The organism is Streptomyces poonensis, from assembly GCF_014650915.1.
Taxonomy (GTDB): Bacteria; Actinomycetota; Actinomycetes; order Streptomycetales; family Streptomycetaceae; genus Streptomyces; species Streptomyces poonensis.
Genome location: NZ_BMVW01000002.1, coordinates 519192 through 545255, shown reverse-complemented (window position 1 = coordinate 545255; position 26064 = coordinate 519192). Strand labels below are relative to the sequence as shown.

The following is a 26064-nucleotide window of genomic DNA, read 5'->3' as shown; positions in this document are numbered from 1 at the left end:
GCGTGTTCGACTCATCGCCCTACGTGTACGGCCAACTGGGCGCAAACGTACGGAGCCGGATCGGCTGTCGGCTGCGATGGGGGAGCGAACGTGCACGACGAGTTCCTGTGCCATGTCACGGCGTACGGGATATGCGGCGGCCGGCGTGTGGGCGTGCCGCTCGGCACGTACCGCGCCCCCACCCTGGCCCTCGCCCTCTGGTGGATGCGCGACCGGGCGTTATGGATCGCCGAGCGGCTGGACCCGCGCCCCGAGAACGCGCACTACCCCCCGAACGCGATCGTCCCGGTGGCGGACGGCGTGCCGGACGTCCCCGGCGTGCTGCGCGCCTGGAGCGGGGACGACGCCGAGCAGGAGTACGTGGCCGAGGAACTGGCCGCCGGCCATCTGGTCCGCGTCGCGACCAGCGACGACACCACCGAGTACGAGCTGCTCGCGGAGTCCGTCGACGCGCTCCGTATGCAGCGCGTGCAGCGCACGGCCCACGCGCTGGCCACGCCGGCCGCCTGACCCCCCGCTCCGTGCCGGGCGGAACCGGCGAGCGCTCAGGGCCGCCGCCGCACCCCCCGCGCCGACACCCCGCTCAGGGCTCCGGCCACCAGCCCCCACAGGGCGGCGAACCCGAGCGCGGACCACAGCAGCGGCCGCAGGGACACCTCCCCGGACAGCCCGGTGCCGAGATCACCCAGCACCGGCACCGACAGCCCGTAGTGGGCGGAGATCCGGCCGACCGAACAGATCATCAGGACGGTCGCCACCAACGCGACCGCCAGGCGCACGGCGTGCTGCCACGGCCGCACCCGGGCCGGGGAGCGGGACACCGCCAGACCCGCGGCGGCGAGCAGCAGGACCGCGGCGACCACCACCAGCCACCACACCCTGCCGTCGTGCTCGGCGAGGGTCCGCACGTTCAGCGTGGACTCGCCGGACGTCCGCAGCGCCTCGTCCAGCAGCCGCGGCAGCGGCAGCGCGAAAGGGCCGTCCACCCGGCCCGTCCAGGAGGCGCCGAGCCCGATCGTGAGGGCGAACCACACCAGGTTCGGCAGCCCGAGCAGGATCACGGCGAACGTCCCGGCGGCGTCCTCCCGCGTCGCGGCCACCACCAGCGCGATCACCAGCCCCACGACGACGTACGCGAGCAGCAGCGCCAGCATCGCGTACGCGGCCGGACGCACCGCCCCGTGCAGGCGCACCAGCCGGGCCGGCAGCGGGGCCCCCGGCGACACCAGCAGGGCCAGCACGAACACCCCCGCGAGCCACAGCAGCCCGAACAGCACCGTCCGCGGCACATCGGTCGTGAAGCCCGCCGTGGGAGCGAGCCCGAACAGCTCGCCCAGGTCGTCGAGGAGGCCGTCGCCGAGCGGGACCCGGAAGGTCTGCCGGGCGAGGGACGCCGCACCGATCAGCACGAGCAGCCACAGCACGGCGATCCGGGCGGCCCAGCCCGCGAGTTCGGGTGCCCCGGCCACCGCCCGGTGCCGCAGCGGCCGCAGAAAGCCGGCGCCGATCACCAGGGCGCCCACCAGTGTCACCGACAGCGGCATCACGACCAGGCCGCCCCGGCTGTCGGCGAGCGAGCCCATGTCGCCCGAGAGCTCGACCGCGCCGCCGACCGCCGAGACGACGGCGGCCGCCACGACCCGGGGGAACGCGTTGTCCGGAAGGTCCGCGGCACCCGCCGCCCACAGTCCGAGCCCGGCGACCACGGCCATCGCCACCAGCCCGGCGAGAACGGTCGCCACGGCCTCGGTCCAGCCGTGCCGGGCCGCTCGCCGACCGGGCGCCGGAACGGCGGGCGAGCCGGGGGAGCCGGGGGAGTGGGGGTACGGGCTCTCGGGGATCACCCCGCCCACGCTAAGCAGGGGCGGGACCGTTCGCGCGCCGGGCGGGCCGGTCGCGCCGGGCGGAGAAGGCCGTACGGTCTAGGCGGACGAGGCCGTACGGTCGAGCCGCTGCCGCTGTGTCCGGGTCAGCCGGAGGCGCGCCGCGGCGAGGTTCTCCTCCAGGTGGGCGAGCGAAGCGGTGCCCGGGATCGGCAGGACGACCGGGGAGCGGGCGAGCAGCCAGGCGAGCAGGACCTGCGGCGCGGTGGCGCCGAGTTCGGCGGCGACGACGTCGAGCGCGGCTGCCGGGCCGGGGGCCGCCGCGGCCACGGGACGCCAGGGGAGGAAGGCGATGCCGGCGGCCTCGCAGGCCTCCAGAACGGGCTCGTGCTCCCGGTCGAGGAGGTTGTAGCGGTTCTGCACGCTCGCGATCCCGGCCGTCTCGCGCGCCTCGGCGAGCTCCGCGGCGGTGACCTCGGACAGCCCGATGTGCCCGATCTTCCCTTCCTGCTGGAGGTCGCGGAGCGCGCCGATCTGTTCCGCCAGCGGCACCTTCGGGTCGATCCGGTGCAGCTGGAGCAGGCCGACGCGCTCGGTCCGCAGCCGCCGCAGGCCCTGCTCGACCTGCTCGCGCAGGCTCTCCGGCCGTGCGTCGTACGCCCACCCCTCGGGACCGTCCGTCCGGACGACCCCGACCTTGGTGGTGATCAGCAGGTCGTCCGGGTACGGGTGCAGGGCCTCGGCGAGGAGTTCCTCGTTGGCTCCCCAGCCGTACATGTGGGCGGTGTCGATCAGGGTCACGCCCAGTTCGACGGCGCGCCGGGCCACCGCGACGGCGGCCTTCCTGTCGGGGCCCGGGCCGGAGCCGGTCGGCAGGCGCATGGCGCCGAACCCGAGCCGGGACACGTGGTGTTCACCGCCGACGGAGAACGTGCTCGGCGTGCCGGACGTGTGGCGGTCGTGCGTGTCTGCACTCATCGGTCTCCCCCTCGACGGCCCGACCCTATCCCGCCCCTCGGGCGGCGATTTCGTCGAGGGCGGAACGCGGAGCACTTCCCGTGGTGCAGGAGACTCCTAGGCTGAGGGGATGAGCGATCAGAGGAAGCCAGCGCCGAACGAAGCCCGCGTCATTCCCCTGCGCCCCGCGGACCGGCCGCAGACCGCCAGGGAACCCCTCTGGCGCGACCTCGTCGGCGACGTCCTGCGGCGGGAGCGGCTGGCGCAGGAGCGGACCCTGAAGGACGTGGCGGAGGCGGCGCGGATCTCGATGCCGTACCTCTCGGAGCTGGAGCGGGGCCGCAAGGAGGCGTCCTCGGAGGTCCTCGCGGCCGCCGCCCAGGCCCTCGGTCTGGGTCTCGGCGATCTGCTCTCCCGCGTCCACGGCGAACTGGCGCGCCGCGCCCGGCCCCGCGCCGTCACCAGCACCGTACGGACGACGACGCGTACGACGGCCACGCGCCCGACGGCCACCTCCACGTCGCCGTACAACGGCCTCTGCCTGGCGGCCTGAACGACTGCCGACCGCCGGCGGCCCGGGCTCAGACGCCCACGAGCCGCCGGCTGAGCACCTCGTCGGCCAGCCCGTACGCCACGGCCTCCTCGGCGGTGAAGACCTTGTCACGGTCCATGTCCGCGCGGAGGGTCGCGACGTCGTGGTGCGTGTGCCGGGCCAGGACCTCCTCCACCTGGGAGCGGATGCGGACCATCTCCTTCGCCTGGAGGGCCAGGTCCGAGACCGTGCCCTGGCGGCCGCCGCTCGCGGGCTGCCCGAGCAGCACACGGGCGTGTTCGAGGACGAAGCGCCGCCCGGGGTCGCCGCCCGCGAGCAGCACGGCCGCCGTGGAGGCCGCCTGCCCGACGCAGAACGTGGAGATCGGCGCCTGGACGAACGTCATCGTGTCGTAGATCGCCATCAGTGAGGTGAACGATCCGCCGGGCGAGTTGATGTAGATGGCGATCTCGTTCTCGGGCGCCGACGACTCCAGGTGCAGGAGCTGGGCGATGACGACGTTGGCCACCCCGTCGTCGATCTCGGTGCCGAGGAAGATGATCCGCTCGGACAGCAGCCGGCTGAACACGTCGTACGACCGCTCGCCCTGCGGGGTCCGCTCGACGACGTTGGGAATCGTGTACGTGCCCATGCCTACAGCCCCATCCTGCGTCGTGTCGTGGCCGGCCGTACCGTGTCGAGCGAGGCGACGACGTGGTCGACCATGCCGTACTCCTTCGCCTGCTCGGCGGTGAACCAGCGGTCGCGGTCGCCGTCCTGGGAGATCGTCTCCGGGGTCTGGCCGGTGTGCTCGGCGGTGATCCGCTCGATGGTCCGCTTGGTGAACTCCAGGTTGTCCGCCTGGATCTCGATGTCCGCGGTGGTCCCGCCGATGCCCGCCGACGGCTGGTGCATCATGATCCGCGCGTTCGGCAGGGCGTACCGCTTGCCGTGCGTGCCCACGCTGAGCAGGAACTGGCCCATGCTCGCGGCGAAGCCCATGGCCAGCGTCGACACGTCGTTGGGGATCAGCTTCATCGTGTCGTAGATCGCGAGTCCCGCGTGCACGGACCCGCCCGGGCTGTTGATGTACAGGCTGATGTCGGTGCGCGGGTCCTCCGCCGACAGCAGCAGCAACTGGGCGCAGACCCGGTTGGCGGACACCTCGTCGACCTGGGTGCCGAGGAAGACGATCCGCTGCGCGAGCAGCTGCGCGGCGAGGTGGTCGTCGAACCGCGAGGGCGGGGTGTCCCCCTCCTCGGCGCGGGGCGCCAGGCCCGGTGCGGGGCCGGTGGCGATGAGCGGGGTCATGACTGTGTCCTTCCCGTAGGTCGTGCCGTCCTCTTCACTCTCGCCGCGCAAGCCGCGTGACATGGGCTTTCTCTGCCCGCAGCAGATTCGCCACGGGCAGAGGAGCATCGGGAGAGGGGCGCCGGGGCGACTCCGGGTGCGGACCACCGATGAGTTCACGGCCGGACATCGGTCTGTACGGGCGACGACACACTCGCGACTCCCGCGACTCTCGCGCCGAGGAGGCACCATGCCCGCGTACGGATTCACCACCTGTCTGTGGTTCGACGGCCAGGCCGAGGAGGCCGCCGCCCACTACGTCTCGATCTTCAAGAACTCCCGGCTCGGGCGGGTGACCCGCCACACCGTGGACAGCCCCGAGGGCGTCCCGGCCGTGCGCGTCGGCTCCGTGATGACCGTCGAGTTCGAGGCCAACGGGCAGAAGTTCGTCGCCCTGAACGGCGGCCCGCAGTTCAAGTTCAACGAGGCCGTCTCGTTCCAGATCCTCTGCGAGAGCCAGGAGGAGGTCGACCACTACTGGAGCAGGCTCACCGAGGGCGGCGGCGAGCCCGGCCCCTGCGGCTGGCTGAAGGACAGGTACGGGCTGTCCTGGCAGGTCGTCCCGGTCCGGTTCATGGAGATGGTCAACGACCCGGATGCCGAGCGGGTGGCCCGCGTGACCCGTGCCATGTACTCCATGAACAAGCTCGACCTCCCCGCCCTGGAGAAGGCCTTCGCGGGGGAGTGAGCGGACCGTCCGCCCAGGCAGGTCGTCTGCCGGGCGACCAGGTGTCGTTCCCCCGGTCCGGGTGGAAGTGATCCCGGGCAGCGGAAGGCAGCAGAGCCGGCCGCCGCCCCACAAGCCCGGAGGAACGAACCGTGCACGTCTCCCTGACCGGCTGGGTGCTGAGCATCGTGGTGCTCTGCCTGCTCGTCGCCGTCGACTTCGTCATCGGGCGCAAGCCCCACGAGGTGTCGGTCAAGGAGGCCGGCATCTGGTCGGCCGTCTGGGTCGCCCTGGCCGTCGTGTTCGGGTGCGGCCTCTGGGCCGTCGGCGGAAGCGGACCCGCGGGCGAGTTCTTCGCCGGGTACATCACCGAGAAGTCGCTGAGCGTCGACAACCTCTTCGTCTTCGTGCTCATCATGGCGAAGTTCGCGGTGCCCGCCCAGTACCAGCAGCGGGTGCTGATGGTCGGCGTCCTCGTGGCGCTCGTCCTGCGCGCCGTCTTCATCGCGCTGGGCGCCGCGATCATCTCCACCTTCTCCTGGGTGTTCTACATTTTCGGCGCCTTCCTGATCTGGACCGCGTGGAAGCTCGTCCAGGACGCCCGCAAGGGCGGCCACGACGAGGAGTACGAGGAGAACAAGCTGCTCAAGACGATCGAGCGCCGCTTCGGTGTGGCCGACCGCTACCACGGCACCAAGCTGTGGACCGAGCAGAACGGCAAGCGCGTCATGACGCCGATGCTGGTCGTGATGCTCGCCATCGGCTCGACCGACGTGCTGTTCGCCCTGGACTCCATCCCCGCCATCTACGGGCTGACCCAGGAGCCGTACATCGTGTTCACGGCCAACGCCTTCGCCCTGATGGGGCTGCGCCAGCTGTACTTCCTCATCGGCGGTCTGCTGAAGAGGCTGGTCCACCTCTCCTACGGCCTGGCGATCATCCTCGGCTTCATCGGGGTGAAGCTGGTGCTGCACGCGCTGCACGAGTCCGGTGTGCACGTGCCCGAGATCGGCATCGCGTTCTCGCTGGGTTTCATCGTGGCCGTCCTCGCGGTGACCACCGTGACCAGCCTCTGGGCGTCGAGGAAGCAGAGGCGGAACCGGATCAGTGCCGGGCCGGAGAATCGTTGACCAGCACGGCCGCCCCGTCGAAGCGGCCCGCCTTCAAGTCCTCCAGGGCCCGCCGTGCCTCGGACAGCGGATACGTGTGCGTCGTCGCCCGTACGCCGTGCCGGGCCGCCAGCGCGAGGAACTCCCGGGCGTCGGCGCGGGTGCTGGAGGTGACGCTGCGCAGCTCCTTCTCGTAGAACAGCTCGCTCTCGTAGTGCAGCGGCGGTGTGTCGGTCAGATGGATGCCCGCGACCGCCAGCACCCCGCCCCGGTCCAGTGCCCGCAGCGCCACCGGCACCAGATCCCCGACCGGGGCGAACAGGACGGCCGAGTCCAGCGGCTCCGGCGGCGCGTCGTACGCCCCGTTCGCGGACGCGCAGCCCAGCTCCAGCGCGAGCCGCCGCGCGGCCGCGCCCCGGGTCATCACATGCACGGCCGCCCCCTGCGCGAGCGCCAGCTGCGCGCACAGATGGGCGCTCCCGCCGAACCCGTACAGGCCGAGCCGGCCGCCCGGCGGCAACGACGCCCGCCGCAGCGCCCGGTACCCGATGATGCCCGCGCACAGCAGCGGCGCCGCCGCCACGTCGTCGAGCCCGGGCGGCAGCCGGTGGGCGAACGCGGCCGGTACGGTCGTGTACTCGGCGTACCCGCCGTCCGCGTCCCAGCCCGTGTACCGCGAGGCCGGGCAGAGGTTCTCGGCCCCGCGGGCGCAGTACGCGCACGAGCCGTCGGTACGCCGCAGCCACGCCACCCCCACCCGGTCGCCGACGGTGTGGCCGCGGACGTCCTCGCCCGTCGCCGCCACCACACCCACGACCTCGTGCCCCGGCGTCACCCCGGGCCGGCGCACCGGCAGATCGCCCTCGGTGATGTGCAGATCCGTCCGGCACACGCCGCACGCGCGGACGTGCACCAGCAGCTCGTCCGCGCCCGGCACCGGCACCGGCCTCTCGGTGAACCGCAGCGGCCCGCCCTCGACCGGCCCCGGCCGCACCACCTGCCACGCACGCATCGCACGACTCATCAGCTGCCCCCTGACCTCGCCGTTCCCCCCGTGCCGGACACCAGTTTGGGGCGGTTTGCCGTTCCCCGCGTGGTGCCGCACGGGCCTGCCCCAGCATGAAAGAGGACAGCAGAACCATCCGCCGAGCTGAAGAGAGCCACAGCCATGGCCGCACTACCCGAGGGAACACCCTGCTGGGCCGACGCGATGTGCAACGACGTCGAAGGGGCGAAGGGCTTCTACGGTGACGTGTTCGGCTGGACGTTCCGGGAGATGCCCACCGACCACGGCGGACACACCCACCAGGCCTACGCCGACGGCAGGGCGGTGCGCGCCGTCGTGCCGCCGATGCCCGGCCAGGAGGAGCAGCGACCCGTACGGCGCGCTGTTCTCCGTGATCGACCTCGCGACCACCCGGGGCGAGGCACCGACGACGCTCGACGTGCTCTGAGCTCCGTACGCCCTGAGCTTGGGACAGCCGACAGCCGACAACCATGGGCGGGCCTGCCCGTGGTCCCTGTGAGCGGTCCACCGGCCCGCGCATGGCATGATCGGTGCCATGCTGGAACGTGTTGTGGCCGCCTGTGACGGGGCGTCGAAGGGAAACCCCGGACCCGCCGGCTGGGCCTGGGTCGTCGCCGACGGTGCGGAGACGCCCACCCGCTGGGAGGCCGGCCCGCTGGGCCGGACCACGAACAACGTCGCCGAGCTCACCGCGCTGGAGCGGCTGCTCACGGCCGTCGACCCGGACGTCCCGCTGGAGGTCCGGATGGACTCCCAGTACGCGATGAAGGCGGTCACCACCTGGCTGCCCGGCTGGAAGCGCAAGGGCTGGCGGACCGCGTCCGGTAAGCCCGTCGCCAACCAGGAGCTCGTCGCCCGCATCGACGAGCTGCTCGACGGCCGCTCGGTCGAGTTCCGTTACGTCCCCGCCCACCAGGTCGACGGCGACCGTCTCAACGACTTCGCCGACCGTGCCGCGAGCCAGGCGGCCACCGTGCAGGAGCCCGCGGGCAGCGCCCTGGGTTCCCCGGAACCGCCGCCCGCGCCCGACGCGCCCGCGGCCACGGCCCGCCGCGTCCCGGCCGCCCGCTCGGGCGGAACCGCCCGGCGCCCGTCCTCCTCCTCGTCCCGCTCCTCCTCCCGCACGCTCAAGGCGAAGTTCCCGGGCCGCTGCGTCTGCGGCCGTTCGTACGCGGCGGGGGAGCCCATCGCCAAGAACGACCAGGGCTGGGGTCACCCGGAGTGCCGTACGGCGGGACGCGCGGACGCGTAGCGCGGCCCTTCGGGAGTCGGCCTTTCGGGAGACGGCCTTTCGGAAGTCGGCCCTCCGGAAGACCGAAGGGCCGGTGAGCGCGTGGTGCGCTCACCGGCCCTCGTCCTGCCGTCGGGGTGGGACCGTCACTGGACGGTGCCGCGCCACTCCCCGGTCTCCCGGCCCCGCTTCTCGATGAACGTCTTGAAGCGCTCCAGGTCACCCTTGGCCTGCCGCTTCACGAAGCCGAGCTTGTCGCCGACGGTCTCGGTGACGCCCTGAGGGTCGAAGTCCATCTGCAGCATCACCTTCGTGTGCCCCTCGTCGAGGTGGTGGAAGGTCACGACGCCGGCCTGGCGGGCCTGCCCGCCGACCGTGGTCCACGCGACCCGCTCGTCGGGGATCTGCTCGGTGATCTCCGCGTCGAACTCCCTGCGGACCCCGTCCACATTGGTCACCCAGTGCGTGAGCGTGTCGGTGCGCTGCTCGATCCGCTCCACCCCGCTCATGAACTCGGGGAACGACTCGAACTGCGTCCACTGGTTGTAGGCCGTCCGCACCGGGACGCCGACCTCGACGGATTCCTCGACCTGCGACACTGCTTCCTCCTTGGGGTCGGACACGTCGCGCACATCGCGCCCATGTCGCGTTCGCCGCGCCGGGTACCCGCACGCCCCGGAGCGAACCCCCTGTTACGCTCCGTGCCCGTGAAGATCGCATGCGTCGGCGGCGGCCCCGCGAGTCTGTACTTCTCGATCCTGATGAAACGTCAGGACCCCTCCTGCGACATCACCGTCCACGAACGGAACCCGGCCGGCTCGACCTACGGCTGGGGCGTGACCTACTGGTCGGGACTGCTCGACGCGCTCCGCAGGTACGACCCCGAGTCGGCGGCCGCCGTCCGCGCGCACTCGGTCGGCTGGCGCGAGGGAGTCGCCCACGTCCGCGGCAGCCGTACGGTCCACCACGGCGACCAGGGCTTCGGCATCGGCAGGCACCGGCTGCTCGAACTGCTCGCCGGACGTGCCCGGTCCCTGGGCGTCACCGTGGAGCACCAGCGGCACGTCGCGCCGGACGACATGCCGGACGCCGATCTGGTCGTCGCGGGCGACGGGGTGCACAGCGCCCTGCGGGAGGCGCACGCCGGCCACTTCGGCACCGACGTCCGGCTCGGCCGCAACCGGTACATCTGGCTCGGCACCACCAAGGTCTTCGACGCGTTCACCTTCTCCTTCCAGGAGACCGGCCACGGCTGGATCTGGGCCTACGCCTACGCGTTCAGCGGGGAGCGCAGCACCTGTGTCGTCGAGTGCTCCCCGGAGACCTGGACCGGGCTGGGCCTCGACCGTGCGCGGGCGGCCGACGGGCTGGCCCTGCTGGGGAAGATCTTCGCCGGCCTCCTCGACGGCCACCCGCTGATCGGCCGCGACCGGGCCGACGGCACCGCGCGGTGGCTGACCTTCCGCACCCTGACCAACCGCACCTGGTCCCGCGGCAACCTCGTCCTCATCGGCGACGCCGCCCACACGACGCACTACTCCGTCGGCGCGGGCACCACCCTCGCCCTGGAGGACGCCGGCTGTCTGGCCACCGCCCTGCGGGAGCACCCGGACCTGCGCACCGCCCTCGCCCGGTACGAACGGCAGCGCAGGTCCGACCTCCTCCCGCTGCAGAGCGCGGCCCGCCTCAGCGCCCAGTGGTACGAGAACCTGCCGCGCTACATCGGTCTGCCGCCGGACGAGATGTTCGCCCTCCTCGGCCAGCGGCACTCCCCGCTGCTCCCGTACCTGCCGCCCCGGCTCTACTACCGGCTCGACCGGGCCGCGGAGCGGCTGGAGGCGCTGCGCAGGGCCAAGCGCTGGCTGGGGCCGCGACTCGCCCGCGCGTCGCGCGCGTGACGCGGGCGGCGTGTGTGTGACCCGCGGCAGCGCTTCTCGGTTCCTCAGTGCTGCTGGGCCTTCTGCGGCGTCGCCTCGCTGGGGCGTACGACCACGAATCCCTCGCCCTCCAGCTTCAGCTGCACGGCCTCCCCGGAGCCGCCGCGGATCATCGAGCCGAACGACTGGGACCGGTGCAGCGAGGTGTGGAGCTGTGCCGTCCAGCCCACCACGGCATCGGTGTCGACGTACACGGGCTGCTGCGGCGAGACGGGGATGACGAGCGGGCTGCCCTCGCAGACCAGCCCGAGCCTGCCCTGTCCCGTGAAGACGCTGTTGAACAGGCCGCCGCCGGTGATGCCCGCGCCCTTCACGGTCTTGATCTCGTACGCCAGCGTGGCGTCGAAGCACAGCACGTTGCGCCCGTTGACCGTGAACACGTCACCCGGCTCGACATCGACGATGAAACAGTTCTGCGCCTCGTGCGCGAACCAGGCCTCGCCCTGCCCGCGGACCGTCATCAGTGGCAGCCCCTCGCCGGTGACCGCCCGCTTGAGCATGCCGCCCATGCCCTGGCCCTTGCGTTCGAACTGCAGATTCCCCCGGTAGGCGATCATCGCCCCCTGCCGTGCGAGCATCTCCCCGTTGACGGCGTACTTGATCGACTTGGCGTTCTGCACGCTCATGCCCGGCGCGGACGCCGGCTGCACGAGATGCTCGCCCGAGAAAAGATCACCCTTCATGCAGGCATGTTGTCCCGGACGAACCTGTTCCGCCAACCTCCTTACGGACCGCGCGCGAGGTCACCGAGGGGCGTTCGCGTCCTGACACCGGCGGACGGGGATGGTAGAAGCGGTCATGACCACTTTCCGTGACGCCGACGCGCCGACCGTGGGCATCGACCTCCCCGACCGCCGCGGCCGCACCGGACTCGACCGGACCGGCCGGGACCTCACCGGCAACCCGCGCGTCAAGGTGCGGGACGTGAGACTCCTGTCCTGCCACTGGTACGTCGAGCGCACCACCACCTTCGACTTCCAGCACGCCGACGGCACCTGGAGCACCCAGGAGCGCGAGACGCACGACCGCGGCAACGGCGCCACCGTGCTGCTGTACGACACCGGACGCGGGACCGTGCTGCTCACCCGGCAGTTCCGCTATCCCGTGTACGTCAACGGCCACCCCGACGGCATGCTGATCGAGACGGCCGGCGGACTGCTCGACGAGGAGGACGAGCACCCCGAGGTCGCCGTGCGGCGCGAGGTCGTCGAGGAGACGGGCCACACGATCGGCGAGATCCAGCACGTCTTCGACGTCTACATGAGCCCGGGTTCGGTCACGGAACGGGTGAGCTTCTATGCCGCCCCGTACGGCCCGTCGACCCGTACGCACGAGGGCGGCGGCCTCGACGAGGAGGGTGAGGACATCGAGCTCGTCGAACTGCCCTTCCGGCGCGCGCTGGAGATGATCCGCACCGGTGAGATCGCCGACGCGAAGACGATCATGCTGTTGCAGTGGGCGGCGCTGGAGGGGCCGTTCAGGGGCGGGGGCGGCGCGGAGGGATCCGGCTGACCCGGAGCTCCGCGGTGCGGCGGCCGGTCGGTGCTCACGGATCCAGCGCCTCCGCCGCCGCGGCCGCGACGGCCTCGGCGACCGCGACGAGGGCGGGGGAGTCGAGCTTCCACTGCTGCCAGTACAGCGGGACCGCGAGGTCGAGGTCCGGCGCCAGGTGCACCAGGCGGCCGGCGCGCAGCAGCGGTCCGGCCTGCACCGCGGGCACCATGCCCCAGCCCATTCCGCCGGCCACGGCCTCCGCGAACCCCTCCGAGGTCGGCATGAAGTGCCGCTGGTCACCGGCCCGCCCGCCCCGCCGGAGCCTGCGCACGAAGGCGTCCTGGAGGTCGTCGTTGCGGTCGAAGACCACCACCGGCGCGTCGGCGATCACCTCCCGCAGCGGTACGTCCCGGCCCGCGCCGAGCCACCGCTCCGCGAACGCGGGCTGCGCCACGGGCACGTACCGCATCCGGCCCAGCGCGCGGACGAGGCACCCGGTGACGGCGTCGGGCGACGAGGTGACCGCGGCCATCACGATCCCCTCGCGCAGCAGCCGCGCCGTGTGGTCCTGATCCTCGCGGTGCAGCTCGTAGCTGGGGCGCACCTCCTCCGGCACCCGGGTGAGGGCGGGCAGGAACCAGGTGGCCAGGGAGTCCGAGTTCACGGCGATCGGCAGCCGGGTGGCGCCGGGGCAGCCGCTCGTGCCGAGCGCGGTCCGCGTGTCGTGCTCCAGGCGGGCGAGCTGGCGGGCGAAGCGGACGACCACCTCGCCGGACTCGGTCGGCCGCACCGGTTTCGCCCGGATCAGCAGGACCCGGCCCGTGCGCTGCTCGAGTGCCTTGACGCGCTGGCTCACCGCGGAGGGCGTCACATGCAGAACGCGGGCCGCCGCGTCGAACGTGCCCTCGTCGACCACGGCGAGCAGCGTGCGGACCAGGTCGAGGGGGAGTTCCGGCATCATGCCCCCATCATGGTGGCATGAGGATTACTAATGCCACCTAAGAATCTTTAGCTGTACTGTCCGTGCGGGGCCGCCTAGCGTCGAACGTGTGAACAGCGCAGTATCCGCCGTCACCGCCGGGTTCGGCACCGGCCTCTCCCTCATCGTCGCCATCGGCGCCCAGAACGCCTTCGTCCTCCGGCAGGGCATCCACCGGGACGCGGTGCTGCCCGTCGTGGGCATCTGCGCCCTGTCCGACGCGGTGCTGATCGCGCTCGGCGTCGGCGGCGTCGGCGCCGTCGTGGTGGCCTGGCCGGCGGCGCTGACCGTGGTGGGCCTGGTCGGGGGAGCCTTCCTGCTGGTGTACGGCGCGCTGGCCGCGCGGCGCGTGCTGCGGCCGGCCGGAGCGCTGCGGGCGGAGCCCGGATCGACGACGTCGCGCCGCCGTGCCGTCCTCACCTGCCTGGCGCTGACCTGGCTCAACCCGCACGTCTACCTCGACACGGTGTTCCTGCTCGGTTCCATCGCGGCCGACCGCGGCCCGCTGCGCTGGACCTTCGGTCTCGGCGCCGCCCTCGCCAGCCTGTGCTGGTTCGCCGCGCTCGGGTTCGGTGCCCGGCTGCTCGGCCGGTACCTGGCCCGGCCGGGAGCGTGGCGGGTGCTGGACGGACTGGTCGCCGCGACGATGTTCGTCCTCGGGGGCACGCTGATCGCCGGGGCCCTGTAGGGGGCGCACCCGCTCGCGTCCGATTACCGTACTGTCCGCCGCCTGGGCGATAGTGATGCACGAAGAAAAAGATGTATCGAGCAACCAGGACGCCAGTGGACACGAGCGAGAACAGCACCGCCGAGCGGCCGGACGCCGACGACGGCACAGCACGGCAGGAGCCGCCCCGCGCGCGCGGATGGCGCCGCTGGGCGATGGACACCCGCCCGCTGCGCCGCCCCGCCTACCGCCGGCTGTGGACCTCCACCATCGTCACGGCGGTCGGCAGCCAGCTGACCGCCGTCGCGGTGCCCAAGCAGATCTACGACATCACGGGCTCCTCGGCCTGGGTCGGCTACGCCAGCCTGGCGGGCCTGCTGCCGCTGATGGTGTTCGCGCTCTGGGGCGGCGCGATCGCCGACACCATGGACCGCCGCAGGCTCCTGCTGATCACCAACACCGGGATCGCCGTCACCTCGCTGCTGTTCTGGGTGCAGGCCGTCGCCGGGCTGGACTCGGTGCCGGTGCTGATGGTGCTGCTCGCCCTCCAGCAGGCGTTCTTCGGCCTCAACTCACCGGCCCGCACCGCCTCCATCGCCCGTCTGGTGCCCGCCGGGGAGCTCACCGCGGCCAACGCCCTCGGCTCCACCGTGATGCAGACCGGCGCGGTGGTGGGACCCATGCTCGCCGGGGCCCTCATCCCCGTCGTGGGCCTGCCGGAGCTGTACCTGATCGACGCCGTGGCCCTGTGCGCCACCCTCTGGGCGGTGTACCGGCTCCCGCCACTCCCGCCCCTGGACAGTACGGTCAAGCGCCGGGCCGGGTGGCGGGAGGTCGCCGCGGGGTTCCGCTACATCGGGCTGCACAAGGTGCTGCTGCTGTCCTTCCTCGCCGACATCATCGCGATGGTCCTCGGCATGCCCCGCGCCCTCTTCCCGCAGCTCGCCGCCGAGACCTACGCCCCGTACGGGGAGGGCCTCGCGCTCGGGCTGCTGTTCGCGGCGATCCCCGTGGGCGCCGTGCTCGGCGGGCTGTTCTCGGGCACGTTCTCGCGGGCGCGCCGGCACGGCCTCATGGTCATCGCGGCGGTGGTGGCGTGGGGCGTGGCGGTCACCGGCTTCGGCCTGAGCGACAGCCTGTGGATCGCGGCCGCGTTCCTCGCCGTCGCCGGAGTCGCCGACATGGTCTCCATGGTCTTCCGCGGAGCCATCCTGCTGTCGGCCGCGACGGACGAGATGCGCGGCCGGATGCAGGGTGTCTTCACGGTGGTGGTCGCCGGCGGCCCGCGGCTGGCCGACGTGCTGCACGGCACGGCCGGTTCGGCGTTCGGCCCCCGCGCGGCCGTCGTGGGCGGCGGACTGCTCGTGGTCGCCGCCACGCTGCTGCTCGCGACCGTGACGCCGGCGCTGCGTCGGTACCGGGTCTGAGCCGCGGTGCCGTCGACGGGGGACCGGTCGTGCGACCGGTTCCCCGTTTCTCTCCCGCCCCCTGCGTACGCTGCTCCTCAGGCGCACCACCGATGACGACGAGGAGTGACCATGCAGTACGTGAAACTCGGTCCGACGGGCCTGGACGTGTCCCGCATCTGTGTGGGCTGCATGAGTTTCGGGCAGCCCGGTCGCGGTCCGCACAGCTGGACCCTGGACGAGGAGGCGTCGCTCCCGCTGATCCGCCGTGCCCTGGACGCCGGGATCAACTTCTTCGACACCGCCAACGTCTACTCCGACGGCACCAGTGAGGAGATCGTCGGCCGGGCCCTGGCGAAGTACGCGCGCCGCGACGAGATCGTCCTGGCGACCAAGGTGCACGGCGCCATGCACGAGGGCCCCAACGGCCACGGCCTGTCCCGCAAGGCGATCATGACGGAGATCGACAACAGCCTCCGCCGGCTGGGCACCGACTACGTCGACCTCTACCAGATCCACCGCTTCGACCCCGCCACCCCCGTCGAGGAGACGATGGAGGCCCTGCACGACGTGGTCAAGGCGGGCAAGGCCCGCTACATCGGGGCCAGCTCGATGTACGCGTGGCAGTTCTCCAAGATGCAGTACACCGCGAGACTGAACGGCTGGACCCGGTTCGTCTCCATGCAGAACCACTACAACCTCCTCTACCGAGAGGAGGAGCGCGAGATGCTGCCGCTCTGCGCGGACCAGCGGGTCGCCACGCTGCCCTGGAGCCCGCTCGCCCGCGGCCGGCTGGCCCGTGCCTGGGACACGGACACCGAGCGCAGCCGCACCGACAGGTTCGGCAGCACCCTGTACCAGGAGGGCGACCACGAGATCGTCGACGCCGTCGGACGCGTCGCCGCCGAACGCGGTGTCCCACGCGCGCGGATCGCCCTCGCCTGGGTGCTGCGCCAGGACACCGTCGCCGCGCCCATCGTCGGCGCCACCAAGCCGCAGCACCTCGACGACGCCGTCGCCGCCCTCGACGTCGACCTCACCGACGAGGAGGCCGAGGAGCTGGAGCGGCCGTACACGCCCCGTTCCGTCAGCGGCCACTGAGCGCGCCGCCGAGCGCCCGCGACGTCACTCCCGCACGCCCTCGTCGTCGTCCCCGCCGATGCTCAGCCGGGCCCCCTGGCGCAGCAGCTCCTGCTGGACGAGGGCGTACGGCAGTTCCCGCGGCGTGCGGCGCAGGCGCGTGGCCAGCGCCGCCGTGACGCCCGCCGCCTGGCCGGTCGCCATCGCGATGGGCATCACCCGGTACGAGGAGTGCGCCACGTGCGAGCCGGAGATGCAGCGCCCGGCCACCAGCAGCCGCTCCGTGTCCCGGGGGAGCAGGCAGCGCAGCGGGATGTCGTAGAAGCGGCCCGGGGGAACGCGGTCGAGGACGGTGCCGGTGCCCCGCGGGTTGTGGATGTCGATCGGGTAGGCGCCGTGCGCGATCACGTCCGGGTGCGGCCGGGCCTCCAGGATGTCGTCCCGGGTCAGCCGGTAGTCGCCCATGACGCGCCGGGTCTCGCGGACCCCGATGTGGGTGCCGCTCTGCACGGCGTACGACTCCTCGAAACCCGGTACCCGGCGGCGCAGGAAGCGGTCGATCTGCTCCAGCTGGCGGCGGGCCACGACCTCGGCGCGGGTCAGGTCCCAGACGTCCGTGCCGAGCGCCCCGGTCACCCGGGTGCAGTTGACGCTGAGCTCGCGCGCGTGCGGGGTGGCGAAGAACAGCACGTCCTCACGCGGCAGGTCCAGTTCGCCGGCCGTGGCGGCCTCCCGCACCAGGTCCCACAGGCCGTGCACGCCGCGCCACTGGTCGGGGTGCGCCCGTACGTACGCGGCGAAGCGGGGCTGGAGGAAGTCCGCGACGCGGAACATCAGGGTCATCGGCTGGACCAGCCCGTCCTCCGGGCGGCCGATCTCGTACGGGGCCCCGCAGGCGGCCGCGACGTCGCCGTCGCCCGTGCAGTCCACGACCACGCCGGCGTCGATGACCACCGGTCCCGACTTGGACTCGAAGACGACCCGGTGCCCGTCGCCGAGGGGCAGCGCGGTGGAGGCGAACGCGTGGAACAGCATCCGCACCCCGGCCTCGTCCATGAGGTCCAGCAGCACCAGCTTGAGGATCTCCGGGTCGAACGGCACGGTGTAGCCGGTGTCCAGCGAGGGCGGTATGCAGCCGCCGCGCTCGGCGAGCCGGTCCAGCAGCCGCCACAGCACCCCGGCGACCACCGGCTCGCCCTCGCCGTGGTCGGGGGGCAGCAGCCGTACGGTCCGGTCGGGGCGGGCGTCCGCGATGTGCTTGTGCTCGTTGTGGAACGACATCAGCGGCATGACGAGCGCCACGGTCGCGTTGCCGCCGAGGAAGCCGTACCGCTCCACGAGGACGACGTCCGCGCCCGCGTCCGCGGCGGCCAGCGCGGCGCCGATCCCGGCCGGGCCGCCGCCGACCACCAGCACGTCGGTCCGGCCTCCGTGCCGGGCGGACCGCGGCGGCAGGGTGACGGTGAGGTTCTCGGGGGGCTGCTCCAGGACGGGCATCGGTTCCCTCTCTTGAGGGCTCTGAGAGCTCTGAGTGGCTTGAGGCATCTGTGGCTCCGAGGGGGTCTCAGGAGCTGAGGGTGGCCTCTCTCGGCCCGCCCCGGACGGCGCCCGGCCCGCACAGGTGCGACGCCGCGGCGGCATCCTGCGCGCCGTCGATGTCGTCGAGCAGGGCGCGGCAGCGCACACAGGTCTCCCGGGCCAGTTCGCGCAGCTCCCGCATCCGGGCCTCCAGCTCACCGCGCCGCTGCGGGTACTCGTCCCACAGCCGGTCCACCTCCGCCAGGAGCAGCCCGGCCTGCTCCCGGGCCACGCCCACCAGGCCCGGCGCACCCGTACGGCGCGCGAAGTCGAAGACCTTCCCGGCGTACGGCAGCGGCAGCACCGGCAGACCCGTCAGCGCCGCGAAGATCAGGAAGTGCAGGCGCATGCCGACCGCCAGGTCCAGGTGGCGCATGAAGCCGAGGACCTGTCCGGGGCTGTACGCGCCGTGCAGGATCCGACCGCGGTCCGGTGCGCTCATGTGGGACAGCACGGCGTGCGCGTGCCGCACGTCGTGGCGCTCCATCGGCATGAAGACCACATACGCGTCCAGCCGCCGCACCAGGAAGTCCGCCACGTCGGCGAGGAGCGCGTGGTAGTCGCCCTCGTCGAGCTTCTCGGCCGCCCGGCCGGGCTCGCGCACCGACATCCCGACCAGCCGGTGGCCGCCGGGAATGCCCTCGGCGAGCAGCATCCCCGTGGTGAACGGCTCGGGGGACAGGAGCAGCGCGGGGTCGGCGGTGACCGCGATCTCGCGCTCCAGCCCGACCTCCTCCAGGACGAGCCGCGACTCCTCGTCGCGGACCACGACGTCGTCCATGGTCTGCAGGACCGTGCGCACCGCCTCGCGGTCGTCGGCCTCGTGCAGCGGGCCCGCGCCGACGGCGTACGCGAAGGTCCGCACCCCGCGGTTCTGTGCCGCCCGCACCAGACGCAGATAGCGGCGGGCCTCGCTGTCGTACAGGATGCCGCCGCCGCCCAGCACCAGCAGGTCCAGGCCGGACAGGGCGTCCAGGACCTGCCGCTGTGCGACGTTCTCCCAGGCGACCACCTCGTCGGCGTCGCGGTGGTGGGACCGGGTGTGCTCGGCGTCGCGGCTGAAGACGACCAGCCGGGCGTCCGGGCGGTGGGCCCGCAGACAGCCCAGCACACACGTCAGGATCGATTCGTCACCGGTGTTGAAGCCGCCGTAGGAGCCGAGCACGCCGATACGCAGGGCGTGCGGGCCGGGCTGGGCGAGAGACTGCGGCTGCTGGGCTGCAAGAGTCATGTGGTGCCCTCCCGTCGCGTCGGTGGTCGGAGGGACCCGAGTAGCCCGCGGCACCTCACCGGAAACACCTGTTCCGCGACATTCCGGTCAGTGTCCTCGGTGTCCCCCCCCCCGTGTCTCCCGCCGCCCCGCCGCCCCGGACTCCGCGAGGCGCCGGGGACGGGGGCGTCACGGAAGGGGCGTCCCGCCCGTCGCGTTGACGATCTCCCCGATGATGTAGGACGCGTCCTGCGAGGCGAGGAAGACGTACGCGGGGGCCATCTCGGCGGGCTGGGCCGGCCGGCCGATGGGCGCCTGCTTGCCGAACTCCGTCGTGTCCGGCATCGTCGACGGGATCAGCGGCGTCCACACCGGCCCCGGCGCCACCGCGTTGACGCGGATGCCCCGGCCGATGACCATCTGGGCGAGCCCCTGCGTGAACGTCGCGATGCCGCCCTTCGACGTCGCGTAGTCCAGCAGGTGCGGACTGGGCTTGTACGCCTGCACCGAGGTCGAGTTGATGATGCTGCCGCCCTCACGCATGTGCGGCAGCGCGAACTTGCACAGCCAGAACATCCCGTAGAGGTTCGTGCGCATCACCCGGTCGAACTGCTCGGTGGAGATCGACTCGATGCCCTCCGGCTGCGACATCTGGTACGCGGCGTTGTTCACCAGGACGTCGATGCGGCCGAACTCGTCGACGGCACGGTCGACCAGGGACCGGCAGTTGCCCTCCTCACGGATGTCGCACGAGACGGGCACGGCACGCCGTCCGGCCTCCTCGACCCAGCGCACGGTCTCCTGGGCGTCGTCCTTCTCCGCGTCGAGATGCGTGAACAGCACATCGGCGCCCTCCCGGGCGAAGGCGATGGCGACCGCCCGCCCGATGCCCGAGTCACCGCCGGTGATCACGGCCTTGCGGCCCTCCAGCCGGCCACTGCCCCGGTACGACTCCTCCCCGTGGTCCGGGGGCGGGTCCATGGGGCCGGTCCAGCCGGGATGGGGCTGCTCCTGGGAGGGAAAGTCGGGCTGCGGGTGCTGCTCGGCGGGGTTCTGCTGATCGTTCACGGGTGACTCCCTGGATACGCGACAGCGATACGCACGGTCCGGCTCGTACGCCCGGACGGATCGGGCGGATCGGGTCCGGGGCCGGCCCGGCCCCAGTACCCGGCAGACGTCCCGCCACACGCGGCGCGGCGCCGCACCCCCCGTCCCGCCGACCCGCCCGACCAGGGGCTTCCGTGATCCGGGCGCCTCCCGCAGGAGTGCGGAGGCGCGGATCAGGTACTCGGCACCACTGATCGGACGATTCCCCAGGAGGTGGGCCATGAGCGCGCATCCTTCCCAGCCCGCAGGACGCCGCCGGCACGCCGGCGGCCTGCCGCGCCGGACGCCGGTCCCCGAGCCCTCGGGGCGCTACCTGGGCGGGAGCGGCACCGAACCGCGCACCGCCCGGACCGCCCTGCGGCTGCGCCGGATCCTGGCCGTGTTCTTCCTGCCCGTGTTCACCGTCGCGGCCGTGCTGTTCGGGGTGTGGGCGGCGCACCACGAGACCGGCGACCGGCCCGACGCCGCGGTCCTGACCGGCCTCGCCGTCGGGTGCGCCGTACTGGCCGTCGTCACCGCGGTGGACCTGGTGGTCGTGCTGCGGCGACTGCGGCGGCAGGGGCAGGCCCGGCACTGACCTGGCAGTGATCCGCCAGCGACCCGACCCGGCCCCCACCCGGCACCGGCACCGCCACGGCGACAGACGGCCGTCATCCCGCCAGGCGACAGACGGCCGTCATCCCGCCAGCGGAAGCTCGGCCGTCTCCGCCAGCAGTGCGCGCACCTCGTCGATCACCGGCTGGTGCAGGGGCAGCATCAGATGCCCGACCCCGTGGACGAGCACATTGCGCGCCCGCAGGTCCGGGTGGTCGAGGCGGGCCCTGTTCGCCGGGACGACGGCCTCGTCGAGATCGCTGTAGAAGCACACGAACCGCGTACGGCAGCCGACGCACGGCTCGTCGAGCTCGGCCAGCAGCGGACTGCCCGGGCACAGCTGCCGCAGCAGGGGGTACACGGGGGTCCACTGGGCCATCGCGGTACCGCCGTGCGGTGTGGCCAGCGTGATCACCAGCGGCACATGGACGTCACCGCCGAGCCGCTGCACGTAGTAGCGCGCGATGAGCCCGCCGAGGCTGTGCCCCACCACGCACACGGGCCGCCCCCCGGTCCGGGCCCGTACCTGGGCCACCTGCTCGCCCAGTTCACGGGCGGCCGCGGGGATGTCCGGGTGGTAGGCGTTGTACGAGGCCGTCAGGAGCGGCCCGGCGCCGCAGTCCCGCAGTCCGCCGCGCAGCCGGGAGAAGATCGAGGCGCGGTCGGCCAGCCCGTGCACGAACATCACCGGCAGGCCCGAGACGTCGGTACAGTCCGGCAGGGGGTCCTCGTCCTCGTGTTCACCGCGGAGCCATCCGGTGACCTGCCGCGCACCGCGCACGGCGAGATCGAGCGGCAGCCCGGCCAGCCGTACCGTGGCCCAGCCCGTCTCCAGGGCGGCACCCCGCAGCATCGACAGCCATGGGGCAGGCGGACGCGGTCCTTCGCACACCATGTGTCCGGCCCCCTTCCGGTGGGACGGAGCAGACCGGCCCCGGACCCGGCCGCGGGAAGCGATCCCGCGCGCCGGCCGATCCCCTGTGTTGCTCGGACCTCACCAGTACCCGGACCAGGCACATGAAACATGCGTCACTCGTCGCGCAGCGGGCCTGTACGCACCGTGAAGGGAGGGCCGGCGGCCTGTCGCGGAGCGTCCCCTGAAGCCGTCTGGAGCCCGCTAGAGCCCGTTGGAGCTTTCTGCGCCTCCCACGCCCCCCAGGCCCCCGCGCAGCGCCCGCAGCTGCTCGCCCAGCGGGCCCAGCCCGACGTCGCGGCGGCGCTCGTCGACCGTCATGGGGTGCCGGAGCGGGTACGGGGCGAGGGTGGCGGGGTCGACGCGGGTGCCGTAGAACTGCGGCTGGCCCAGCGCGACCGCGCAGTGGTCGGCGATGTACGCGTGGTGGACCGCCGGGCACCCGCCGTCCGCCGCGGCCTCCGCGATGAGGTCCCGGCAGGTGAGCTGGAACCCGAGGTCGGGCGCGTGCAGCAGGATCATCAGCGCGGCCGTCGACGCCGGCTCGCCGACCAGGTCGGCGGTGGGCCAGCCGTGGCGGCCGACCATCGCCTCGAGAGCGCGCGCGTTGTCGTCGCGGCACCGCCCGATGCGGTACCGGCCGATCGCGCCGGGCACCGAGCGGGCCTCCCGGGCGAGCCGCCGCTCCTCCTCGACCCTGCGGATCAGCTCGGCGGCGAGGGTCTCGTCCGGCACGACCCCCTGGTACGGCCCCCTCATGCCGCCCCGCCGGAATCCCCGGCGCCGCGCGCCAGGTCTCTCGGTTGTCCGTTCGTCACGGCGGCCGTCCAGATCTCGCGTCATGTCGCCCGAGCCGGGCGCCGACACCCGCACCGGACACGGGAGCCGGGGCAACACCACCGGCGGTGCGCGGCGGGTCTTTCGGTACCCATGGTGGCCGATGGACCAGGCCGGTGACGGGCGTTCCGACAATTGCAGAACGAACCGCGTGGACCTGTCGGCGTCAACAGAGCGCGTGGCACACTGCACGCTGTGATTCCCGCCCGGGAGGCAGCACGTGAGTGAGTCCCGCTCAGGAAGCAGCGCCCCGACGGCCCCCACGGTCCTGCGCATGGTCCTCGGCAGGCGGCTCCGGCAGCTGCGGGAACGGGCCGGCGTGTCGTACGAACAGGCCGCGCGGGCCGTCGAGGTCACCGCCCTGACGGTGCGCCGCATGGAGAAGGCCGAGGTCGGGCTGCGTATCCCGTACGTGCGGGAGCTGCTGCGCACCTATGGGGTGCCCGCCACGGAGCTCGAGGACTTCCTCGCCCTCGCCCGCGAGGCCAACCGGCCCGGCTGGTGGCACACGTACCGCGACGTCCTGCCGGACTGGTTCCGCGTCTACGTCAGCCTGGAGAGCGAGGCCGCCGTCATCCGTCTGTACGAGCCCCAGTACGTTCCCGGGCTGCTGCAGACCCCCGACTACGCCGCCGCCCTGCTGCGCGTCGGCTTCCCCAACGCGAGCGAGGAGGACCTCGCACGCCGGGTCTCCCTGCGGCTGCGGCGCCAAGAGCTGCTGGCCGAGCCGGAGGCACCCACCCTCTGGGCGATCCTGGAGGAGACCGTGCTGCGCCGGCCGGTCGGCGGCCCCGCCGTGATGCGGGCCCAGATCGACCGGCTGACCGAGGCCCTCGGCAGTCCCAGGGTGCGCATCCAGATCATGCGCCTGGCCGCCGGGCCCCATCCGGGCGCGTACGGTCCCTTCCACTTCTTCCGCTTCGGTTTCTCCGAACTTCCCGACGTCGTCTACACCGAGAGCCTCGCGGGCGCCCAGTACCTCGAGCGGCCCGCCGACGTCGTGACCTACCTGGAAGTACTGGACCGGATGTCCGTGCAGGCGGAGCCGGTCGACCGCACCAGGGACATCCTGGCCGCACTGCGTGAGGAGCTGTGACCCATGGCATCGAACGACCCCGGCCACCATCCCGGCCCGGCCGCGTCCGCCCTCGGCGCCGAGGGCTGGCACAAGCCCTGGAGCGGCACCAACGGCGGCTCCTGCGTCGAGGCCAAACGGCTGCCGGACGGCCGTGTCGCCCTCCGGCATTCCACCGACCCGGCCGGACCCGCGCTCGTCTACTCGAGGGAGGAGATGATCGCGTTCCTGGAGGGGGTGAAGGCGGGCCGGGCCGACTTCCTGACCGACTGAAGGCGCTGCTCCCTCGGGCGCGCCGGTCTCCTGAAGGCACCGCGCCGCCCCCTCCCGCGCGTTCGTCACAGCCGTCCCAACTCCGGGCCCGGGACCGGGAGTCGGCGGTAGCTTGACGGGAAACAGGCCATGCGAGGCAGGGGAGTCCCCATGACAGACGGCCCGTCCACCCCCGACCGGGAAGCCCTGTCGAAGATCGACACCACGGTTCCGCACTCGGCCCGCATCTGGAACTACTGGATGGGCGGGAAGGACAACTACGAGGTCGACCGGCGCGCGGGCGACGCCTACCGTGAGATCGCCCCGAACATCGAGACGATGGCGAAGGCCTCGCGCGCCTATCTGATCCGTACGGTCACCTTCGTGGCCCGCGACCGCGGCATCCGCCAGTTCCTGGACATCGGCACCGGCCTGCCGACGTACGACAACACCCACGAGGTCGCCCAGAAGGCCGCCCCCGAGTCGCGCGTCGTCTACGTGGACAACGACCCCCTCGTCCTGCGCCACGCCCAGGCCCTGCTGACCAGCACTCCCGAGGGCGTCACCGACTACATCGACGCCGACCTGCGCGAGCCGGACACCATCCTCGAGGCCGCGAGCGGCGTCCTCGACCTCGGCCGGCCCCTGGCCCTGATGCTCATGGGCATCCTCGGCCACATCCAGGACCACGAGGAGGCCAAGGCGATCGTCCGCCGCCTGACGGGCGCGCTGCCCTCCGGCAGCTATCTCGTGCACTACGACAGCACGGACACCGACGAGGAGCTCAAACGCGCCCAGCAGGGGTACGACGACACGGGCGCCGTTCCGTACGTCCTGCGCAGTCCCGCGCAGCTCGCGGCCTACTACGAGGGACTGGAGCTGCTGGAGCCGGGCATCGTCCCCTGCCCGCTGTGGCGCCCGGAACCGGGCACCTCCCCGCAGCCCACGGACGTGTACGGGGGAGTGGCGTACAAGCCGTAGACGTGCGACCGACGGGAAGGGTGGGAACCCTCGGCATATCGGGGAACCCGGTGTCACATGAACGAGCCGAATCTGCCACCGAACAGCCGTGCGCTGGACGTCCACCTGGACCTCCTGCGCGTGAGCATGACGCCCGAGGAGTACGAGCTGCTGCTCGGCCTCGTCGCTCCGGTGCTGCGGGCGATCGAGGAGGAGGACCCCGCCCCGGTCGGCTTCGGGCTGAACGACGACGAGGCGGAGAGCGTCCCGGACGAGATCCGCGACGAGGCCGCCCTGGTCGTCGCCACGGCCGTCACCGGCCGTCTCGACAACCAGCTGATCCAGATCGACGTGGAGGACTGCGGACCGGTCCGTATCGTCACCGACGCCGCCACCGCCGCCGACCCGGAACGCTGCCAGGACATCGCCGACTGCATCCGCGAGCGGTACCGGCAGGACGAGGAGCTGCGCGGCATCGCCGAGGCCAGCGGCCTCCCGACCGACCTGTGAGCCGCTCGGCGGAGGAGACGCGAAGGCGGCCGTGTACTCCTGGGCGCTTCGGGTACGCCATGGGCATGACCGAGTGACGAGGTCTTTGTCCCGAGCCGACTGAAAGAGACGCGTTCGTGAGTACCGCTGGAGCTGTCGGCCTGCCGGAACTCCCTCACGCCCACCGTGGCACGTGGGCGCCCGCCGGTGCGGCGAGAGGAACGTCGCAGCAGGTCCGTCCCGGACCGGGACGGACCCCGAGGAGGCGGCCCCCGTTCTGCGGAGGGTGACGGGGTGGGCTGCGAACAGGACGCCGGCGCCCGGCAGGGCGAGGTCGCCCGGCAGGTGACCGATGCGGTGGAGAGTCTGGTGGCACTCTGGTTCGCCGCCGTGGAGGACGTCAGCCCGCGGCTGCCCGCCCGCCAGATACGGGCCCTGCGGATCGTGCGCCGACGGCCCGAACTCAACCTCACCGCGCTGGCCGAGCACCTGGAGATCGGGCTGCCCACCGCCAGCCGGATGTGCGACCGGCTGGAGGCGGCGGGGCTGCTGCGGCGGACCGTACAGCCGGTGGACCGGCGCGAGGTACAGCTGGTGGTGACCCCGCACGGAGCCAGATTCCTGTCCGAGGTCACCGACCGCCTGTCCGCCTACCTCACCGGCGCGCTGGAGTCCCTGTCCCCGGCACAGCGCAGGGCACTGGAGGACATCCTGCGCGGCTTCCACGAGGCCCAGACCCTGGCGGACGCACAGCTCGGACGCGGCACCCGACCCGACGACTGAGGTCCCT

Annotated in this window: 29 protein-coding genes and 1 pseudogene; 17 read left to right on the top strand and 13 right to left on the bottom strand. The window is 72.6% G+C overall.

Going from position 1 to position 26064, the window contains the following annotated elements; translation table 11 throughout:
- Nucleotides 1-90 precede the first annotated feature (90 nt).
- Nucleotides 91-510 (top strand): hypothetical protein, encoded by a 420-nt coding sequence (locus tag IE242_RS09360; RefSeq protein ID WP_189857251.1) that lies wholly within the window; start codon nucleotides 91-93, stop codon nucleotides 508-510.
- Nucleotides 511-545: 35 nt separating this feature from the next.
- Here the strand turns inward: IE242_RS09360 and IE242_RS09355 are convergent, their stop codons facing one another.
- Both IE242_RS09355 and IE242_RS09350 read right to left on the bottom strand, forming a co-directional pair.
- Nucleotides 546-1742, bottom strand: a complete 1197-nt coding sequence (locus IE242_RS09355; RefSeq protein WP_189857607.1) for a streptophobe family protein — start codon at nucleotides 1740-1742, stop codon at nucleotides 546-548.
- 180 nt (nucleotides 1743-1922) lie between these two features.
- Entirely contained in the window at nucleotides 1923-2801 is an 879-nt protein-coding gene (locus IE242_RS09350) for an aldo/keto reductase (protein ID WP_189857249.1), read from the bottom strand.
- Between the two features lie 109 nt (nucleotides 2802-2910).
- Between IE242_RS09350 and IE242_RS09345 the strand changes: the two genes are divergently transcribed.
- Entirely contained in the window at nucleotides 2911-3333 is a 423-nt protein-coding gene (locus tag IE242_RS09345; protein WP_229858567.1) for a helix-turn-helix domain-containing protein, read from the top strand.
- Between the two features lie 28 nt (nucleotides 3334-3361).
- Here the strand turns inward: IE242_RS09345 and IE242_RS09340 are convergent, their stop codons facing one another.
- The gene (locus IE242_RS09340) at nucleotides 3362-3964 is read right to left on the bottom strand and encodes a ClpP family protease (protein WP_189857247.1); all 603 of its coding nucleotides are present in this window, start codon (nucleotides 3962-3964) and stop codon (nucleotides 3362-3364) included.
- 2 nt (nucleotides 3965-3966) lie between these two features.
- On the bottom strand, nucleotides 3967-4623 hold the full coding sequence (locus IE242_RS09335) for an ATP-dependent Clp protease proteolytic subunit (protein WP_189857245.1): 657 nt from the start codon (nucleotides 4621-4623) through the stop codon (nucleotides 3967-3969).
- Between the two features lie 229 nt (nucleotides 4624-4852).
- Here IE242_RS09335 and IE242_RS09330 point away from each other — a divergent pair, with 229 nt between their 5' ends.
- Nucleotides 4853-5350 (top strand): VOC family protein, encoded by a 498-nt coding sequence (locus IE242_RS09330; RefSeq protein ID WP_189857243.1) that lies wholly within the window; start codon nucleotides 4853-4855, stop codon nucleotides 5348-5350.
- Between the two features lie 131 nt (nucleotides 5351-5481).
- Nucleotides 5482-6459, top strand: coding sequence for a TerC family protein (locus IE242_RS09325; protein ID WP_189857241.1), 978 nt, complete (start codon nucleotides 5482-5484; stop codon nucleotides 6457-6459).
- Here the strand turns inward: IE242_RS09325 and IE242_RS09320 are convergent.
- The gene (locus tag IE242_RS09320; RefSeq protein ID WP_189857239.1) at nucleotides 6434-7450 is read right to left on the bottom strand and encodes a zinc-binding alcohol dehydrogenase family protein; all 1017 of its coding nucleotides are present in this window, start codon (nucleotides 7448-7450) and stop codon (nucleotides 6434-6436) included. The genes IE242_RS09325 and IE242_RS09320 overlap by 26 nt on opposite strands.
- A gap of 156 nt (nucleotides 7451-7606) precedes the next feature.
- Between IE242_RS09320 and IE242_RS37505 the strand changes: the two are divergent.
- Nucleotides 7607-7810 (top strand): annotated as a pseudogene (locus tag IE242_RS37505) (VOC family protein); the annotation flags it as partial.
- A 178-nt stretch (nucleotides 7811-7988) separates the two neighbouring features.
- Nucleotides 7989-8717, top strand: coding sequence for a ribonuclease H family protein (locus tag IE242_RS09315; RefSeq protein WP_189857237.1), 729 nt, complete (start codon nucleotides 7989-7991; stop codon nucleotides 8715-8717).
- Between the two features lie 125 nt (nucleotides 8718-8842).
- On the opposite strand, the gene IE242_RS09310 is transcribed toward IE242_RS09315, so the two are convergent.
- Nucleotides 8843-9295, bottom strand: a complete 453-nt coding sequence (locus IE242_RS09310; RefSeq protein WP_189857235.1) for an SRPBCC family protein — start codon at nucleotides 9293-9295, stop codon at nucleotides 8843-8845.
- Nucleotides 9296-9403: 108 nt separating this feature from the next.
- Here IE242_RS09310 and IE242_RS09305 point away from each other — a divergent pair, with 108 nt between their 5' ends.
- On the top strand, nucleotides 9404-10594 hold the full coding sequence (locus IE242_RS09305) for an FAD-dependent monooxygenase (RefSeq protein ID WP_189857232.1): 1191 nt from the start codon (nucleotides 9404-9406) through the stop codon (nucleotides 10592-10594).
- Nucleotides 10595-10638: 44 nt separating this feature from the next.
- On the opposite strand, the gene IE242_RS09300 is transcribed toward IE242_RS09305, so the two are convergent.
- Entirely contained in the window at nucleotides 10639-11316 is a 678-nt protein-coding gene (locus IE242_RS09300; protein ID WP_189857230.1) for an AIM24 family protein, read from the bottom strand.
- A 115-nt stretch (nucleotides 11317-11431) separates the two neighbouring features.
- On the opposite strand from IE242_RS09300, the gene IE242_RS09295 reads away from it, so the two are divergent.
- On the top strand, nucleotides 11432-12145 hold the full coding sequence (locus tag IE242_RS09295; RefSeq protein WP_189857228.1) for an NUDIX domain-containing protein: 714 nt from the start codon (nucleotides 11432-11434) through the stop codon (nucleotides 12143-12145).
- A 34-nt stretch (nucleotides 12146-12179) separates the two neighbouring features.
- Here the strand turns inward: IE242_RS09295 and IE242_RS09290 are convergent, their stop codons facing one another.
- Complete coding sequence (locus IE242_RS09290; RefSeq protein ID WP_189857226.1) at nucleotides 12180-13088, bottom strand: LysR family transcriptional regulator ArgP; 909 nt, start codon at nucleotides 13086-13088, stop codon at nucleotides 12180-12182.
- Nucleotides 13089-13176: 88 nt separating this feature from the next.
- Between IE242_RS09290 and IE242_RS09285 the strand changes: the two genes are divergently transcribed.
- The 3 genes from IE242_RS09285 (at nucleotide 13177) to IE242_RS09275 (ending at nucleotide 16280) form a co-directional block, all read left to right on the top strand.
- Nucleotides 13177-13794 (top strand): LysE/ArgO family amino acid transporter, encoded by a 618-nt coding sequence (locus IE242_RS09285; RefSeq protein WP_189857224.1) that lies wholly within the window; start codon nucleotides 13177-13179, stop codon nucleotides 13792-13794.
- 71 nt (nucleotides 13795-13865) lie between these two features.
- Nucleotides 13866-15200, top strand: a complete 1335-nt coding sequence (locus IE242_RS09280) for an MFS transporter (protein WP_189857222.1) — start codon at nucleotides 13866-13868, stop codon at nucleotides 15198-15200.
- A 111-nt stretch (nucleotides 15201-15311) separates the two neighbouring features.
- Nucleotides 15312-16280 carry an aldo/keto reductase gene (locus IE242_RS09275; protein WP_189857220.1) on the top strand — a complete coding sequence of 323 codons (969 nt, stop codon included), beginning with the start codon at nucleotides 15312-15314 and terminating at the stop codon, nucleotides 16278-16280.
- Between the two features lie 24 nt (nucleotides 16281-16304).
- Here the strand turns inward: IE242_RS09275 and IE242_RS09270 are convergent, their stop codons facing one another.
- The 3 genes from IE242_RS09270 to IE242_RS09260 all read right to left on the bottom strand — a co-directional run bounded on the left by IE242_RS09270 (nucleotide 16305) and on the right by IE242_RS09260 (nucleotide 20115).
- Nucleotides 16305-17756, bottom strand: coding sequence for an FAD-dependent oxidoreductase (locus IE242_RS09270; RefSeq protein WP_189857218.1), 1452 nt, complete (start codon nucleotides 17754-17756; stop codon nucleotides 16305-16307).
- A gap of 67 nt (nucleotides 17757-17823) precedes the next feature.
- Nucleotides 17824-19068, bottom strand: a complete 1245-nt coding sequence (locus IE242_RS09265) for a polysaccharide pyruvyl transferase family protein (RefSeq protein WP_189857216.1) — start codon at nucleotides 19066-19068, stop codon at nucleotides 17824-17826.
- Nucleotides 19069-19236: 168 nt separating this feature from the next.
- Complete coding sequence (locus IE242_RS09260) at nucleotides 19237-20115, bottom strand: SDR family oxidoreductase (RefSeq protein ID WP_189857215.1); 879 nt, start codon at nucleotides 20113-20115, stop codon at nucleotides 19237-19239.
- Between the two features lie 259 nt (nucleotides 20116-20374).
- Between IE242_RS09260 and IE242_RS09255 the strand changes: the two genes are divergently transcribed.
- Nucleotides 20375-20731 carry a DUF6343 family protein gene (locus IE242_RS09255; RefSeq protein WP_229858564.1) on the top strand — a complete coding sequence of 119 codons (357 nt, stop codon included), beginning with the start codon at nucleotides 20375-20377 and terminating at the stop codon, nucleotides 20729-20731.
- Between the two features lie 99 nt (nucleotides 20732-20830).
- Here IE242_RS09255 and IE242_RS09250 read toward each other — a convergent pair whose 3' ends face one another.
- Complete coding sequence (locus tag IE242_RS09250; RefSeq protein ID WP_189857213.1) at nucleotides 20831-21601, bottom strand: esterase/lipase family protein; 771 nt, start codon at nucleotides 21599-21601, stop codon at nucleotides 20831-20833.
- A 264-nt stretch (nucleotides 21602-21865) separates the two neighbouring features.
- Nucleotides 21866-22420 carry a DUF6624 domain-containing protein gene (locus tag IE242_RS09245; RefSeq protein ID WP_189857211.1) on the bottom strand — a complete coding sequence of 185 codons (555 nt, stop codon included), beginning with the start codon at nucleotides 22418-22420 and terminating at the stop codon, nucleotides 21866-21868.
- Nucleotides 22421-22718: 298 nt separating this feature from the next.
- Between IE242_RS09245 and IE242_RS09240 the strand changes: the two genes are divergently transcribed.
- The 5 genes from IE242_RS09240 (at nucleotide 22719) to IE242_RS09220 (ending at nucleotide 26057) form a co-directional block, all read left to right on the top strand.
- A complete protein-coding gene (locus IE242_RS09240) occupies nucleotides 22719-23594 on the top strand; it encodes a Sco1979 family transcriptional regulator (RefSeq protein ID WP_229858558.1) in 876 nt (291 codons plus the stop codon).
- Nucleotides 23595-23597: 3 nt separating this feature from the next.
- Nucleotides 23598-23846 carry a DUF397 domain-containing protein gene (locus IE242_RS09235; RefSeq protein WP_189857209.1) on the top strand — a complete coding sequence of 83 codons (249 nt, stop codon included), beginning with the start codon at nucleotides 23598-23600 and terminating at the stop codon, nucleotides 23844-23846.
- 150 nt (nucleotides 23847-23996) lie between these two features.
- Nucleotides 23997-24806, top strand: coding sequence for an SAM-dependent methyltransferase (locus IE242_RS09230; protein ID WP_189857207.1), 810 nt, complete (start codon nucleotides 23997-23999; stop codon nucleotides 24804-24806).
- Nucleotides 24807-24863: 57 nt separating this feature from the next.
- Complete coding sequence (locus tag IE242_RS09225; protein ID WP_189857205.1) at nucleotides 24864-25295, top strand: hypothetical protein; 432 nt, start codon at nucleotides 24864-24866, stop codon at nucleotides 25293-25295.
- A gap of 273 nt (nucleotides 25296-25568) precedes the next feature.
- Nucleotides 25569-26057 carry a MarR family winged helix-turn-helix transcriptional regulator gene (locus tag IE242_RS09220; protein WP_189857203.1) on the top strand — a complete coding sequence of 163 codons (489 nt, stop codon included), beginning with the start codon at nucleotides 25569-25571 and terminating at the stop codon, nucleotides 26055-26057.
- The last annotated feature ends 7 nt before the right edge of the window (nucleotides 26058-26064 follow it).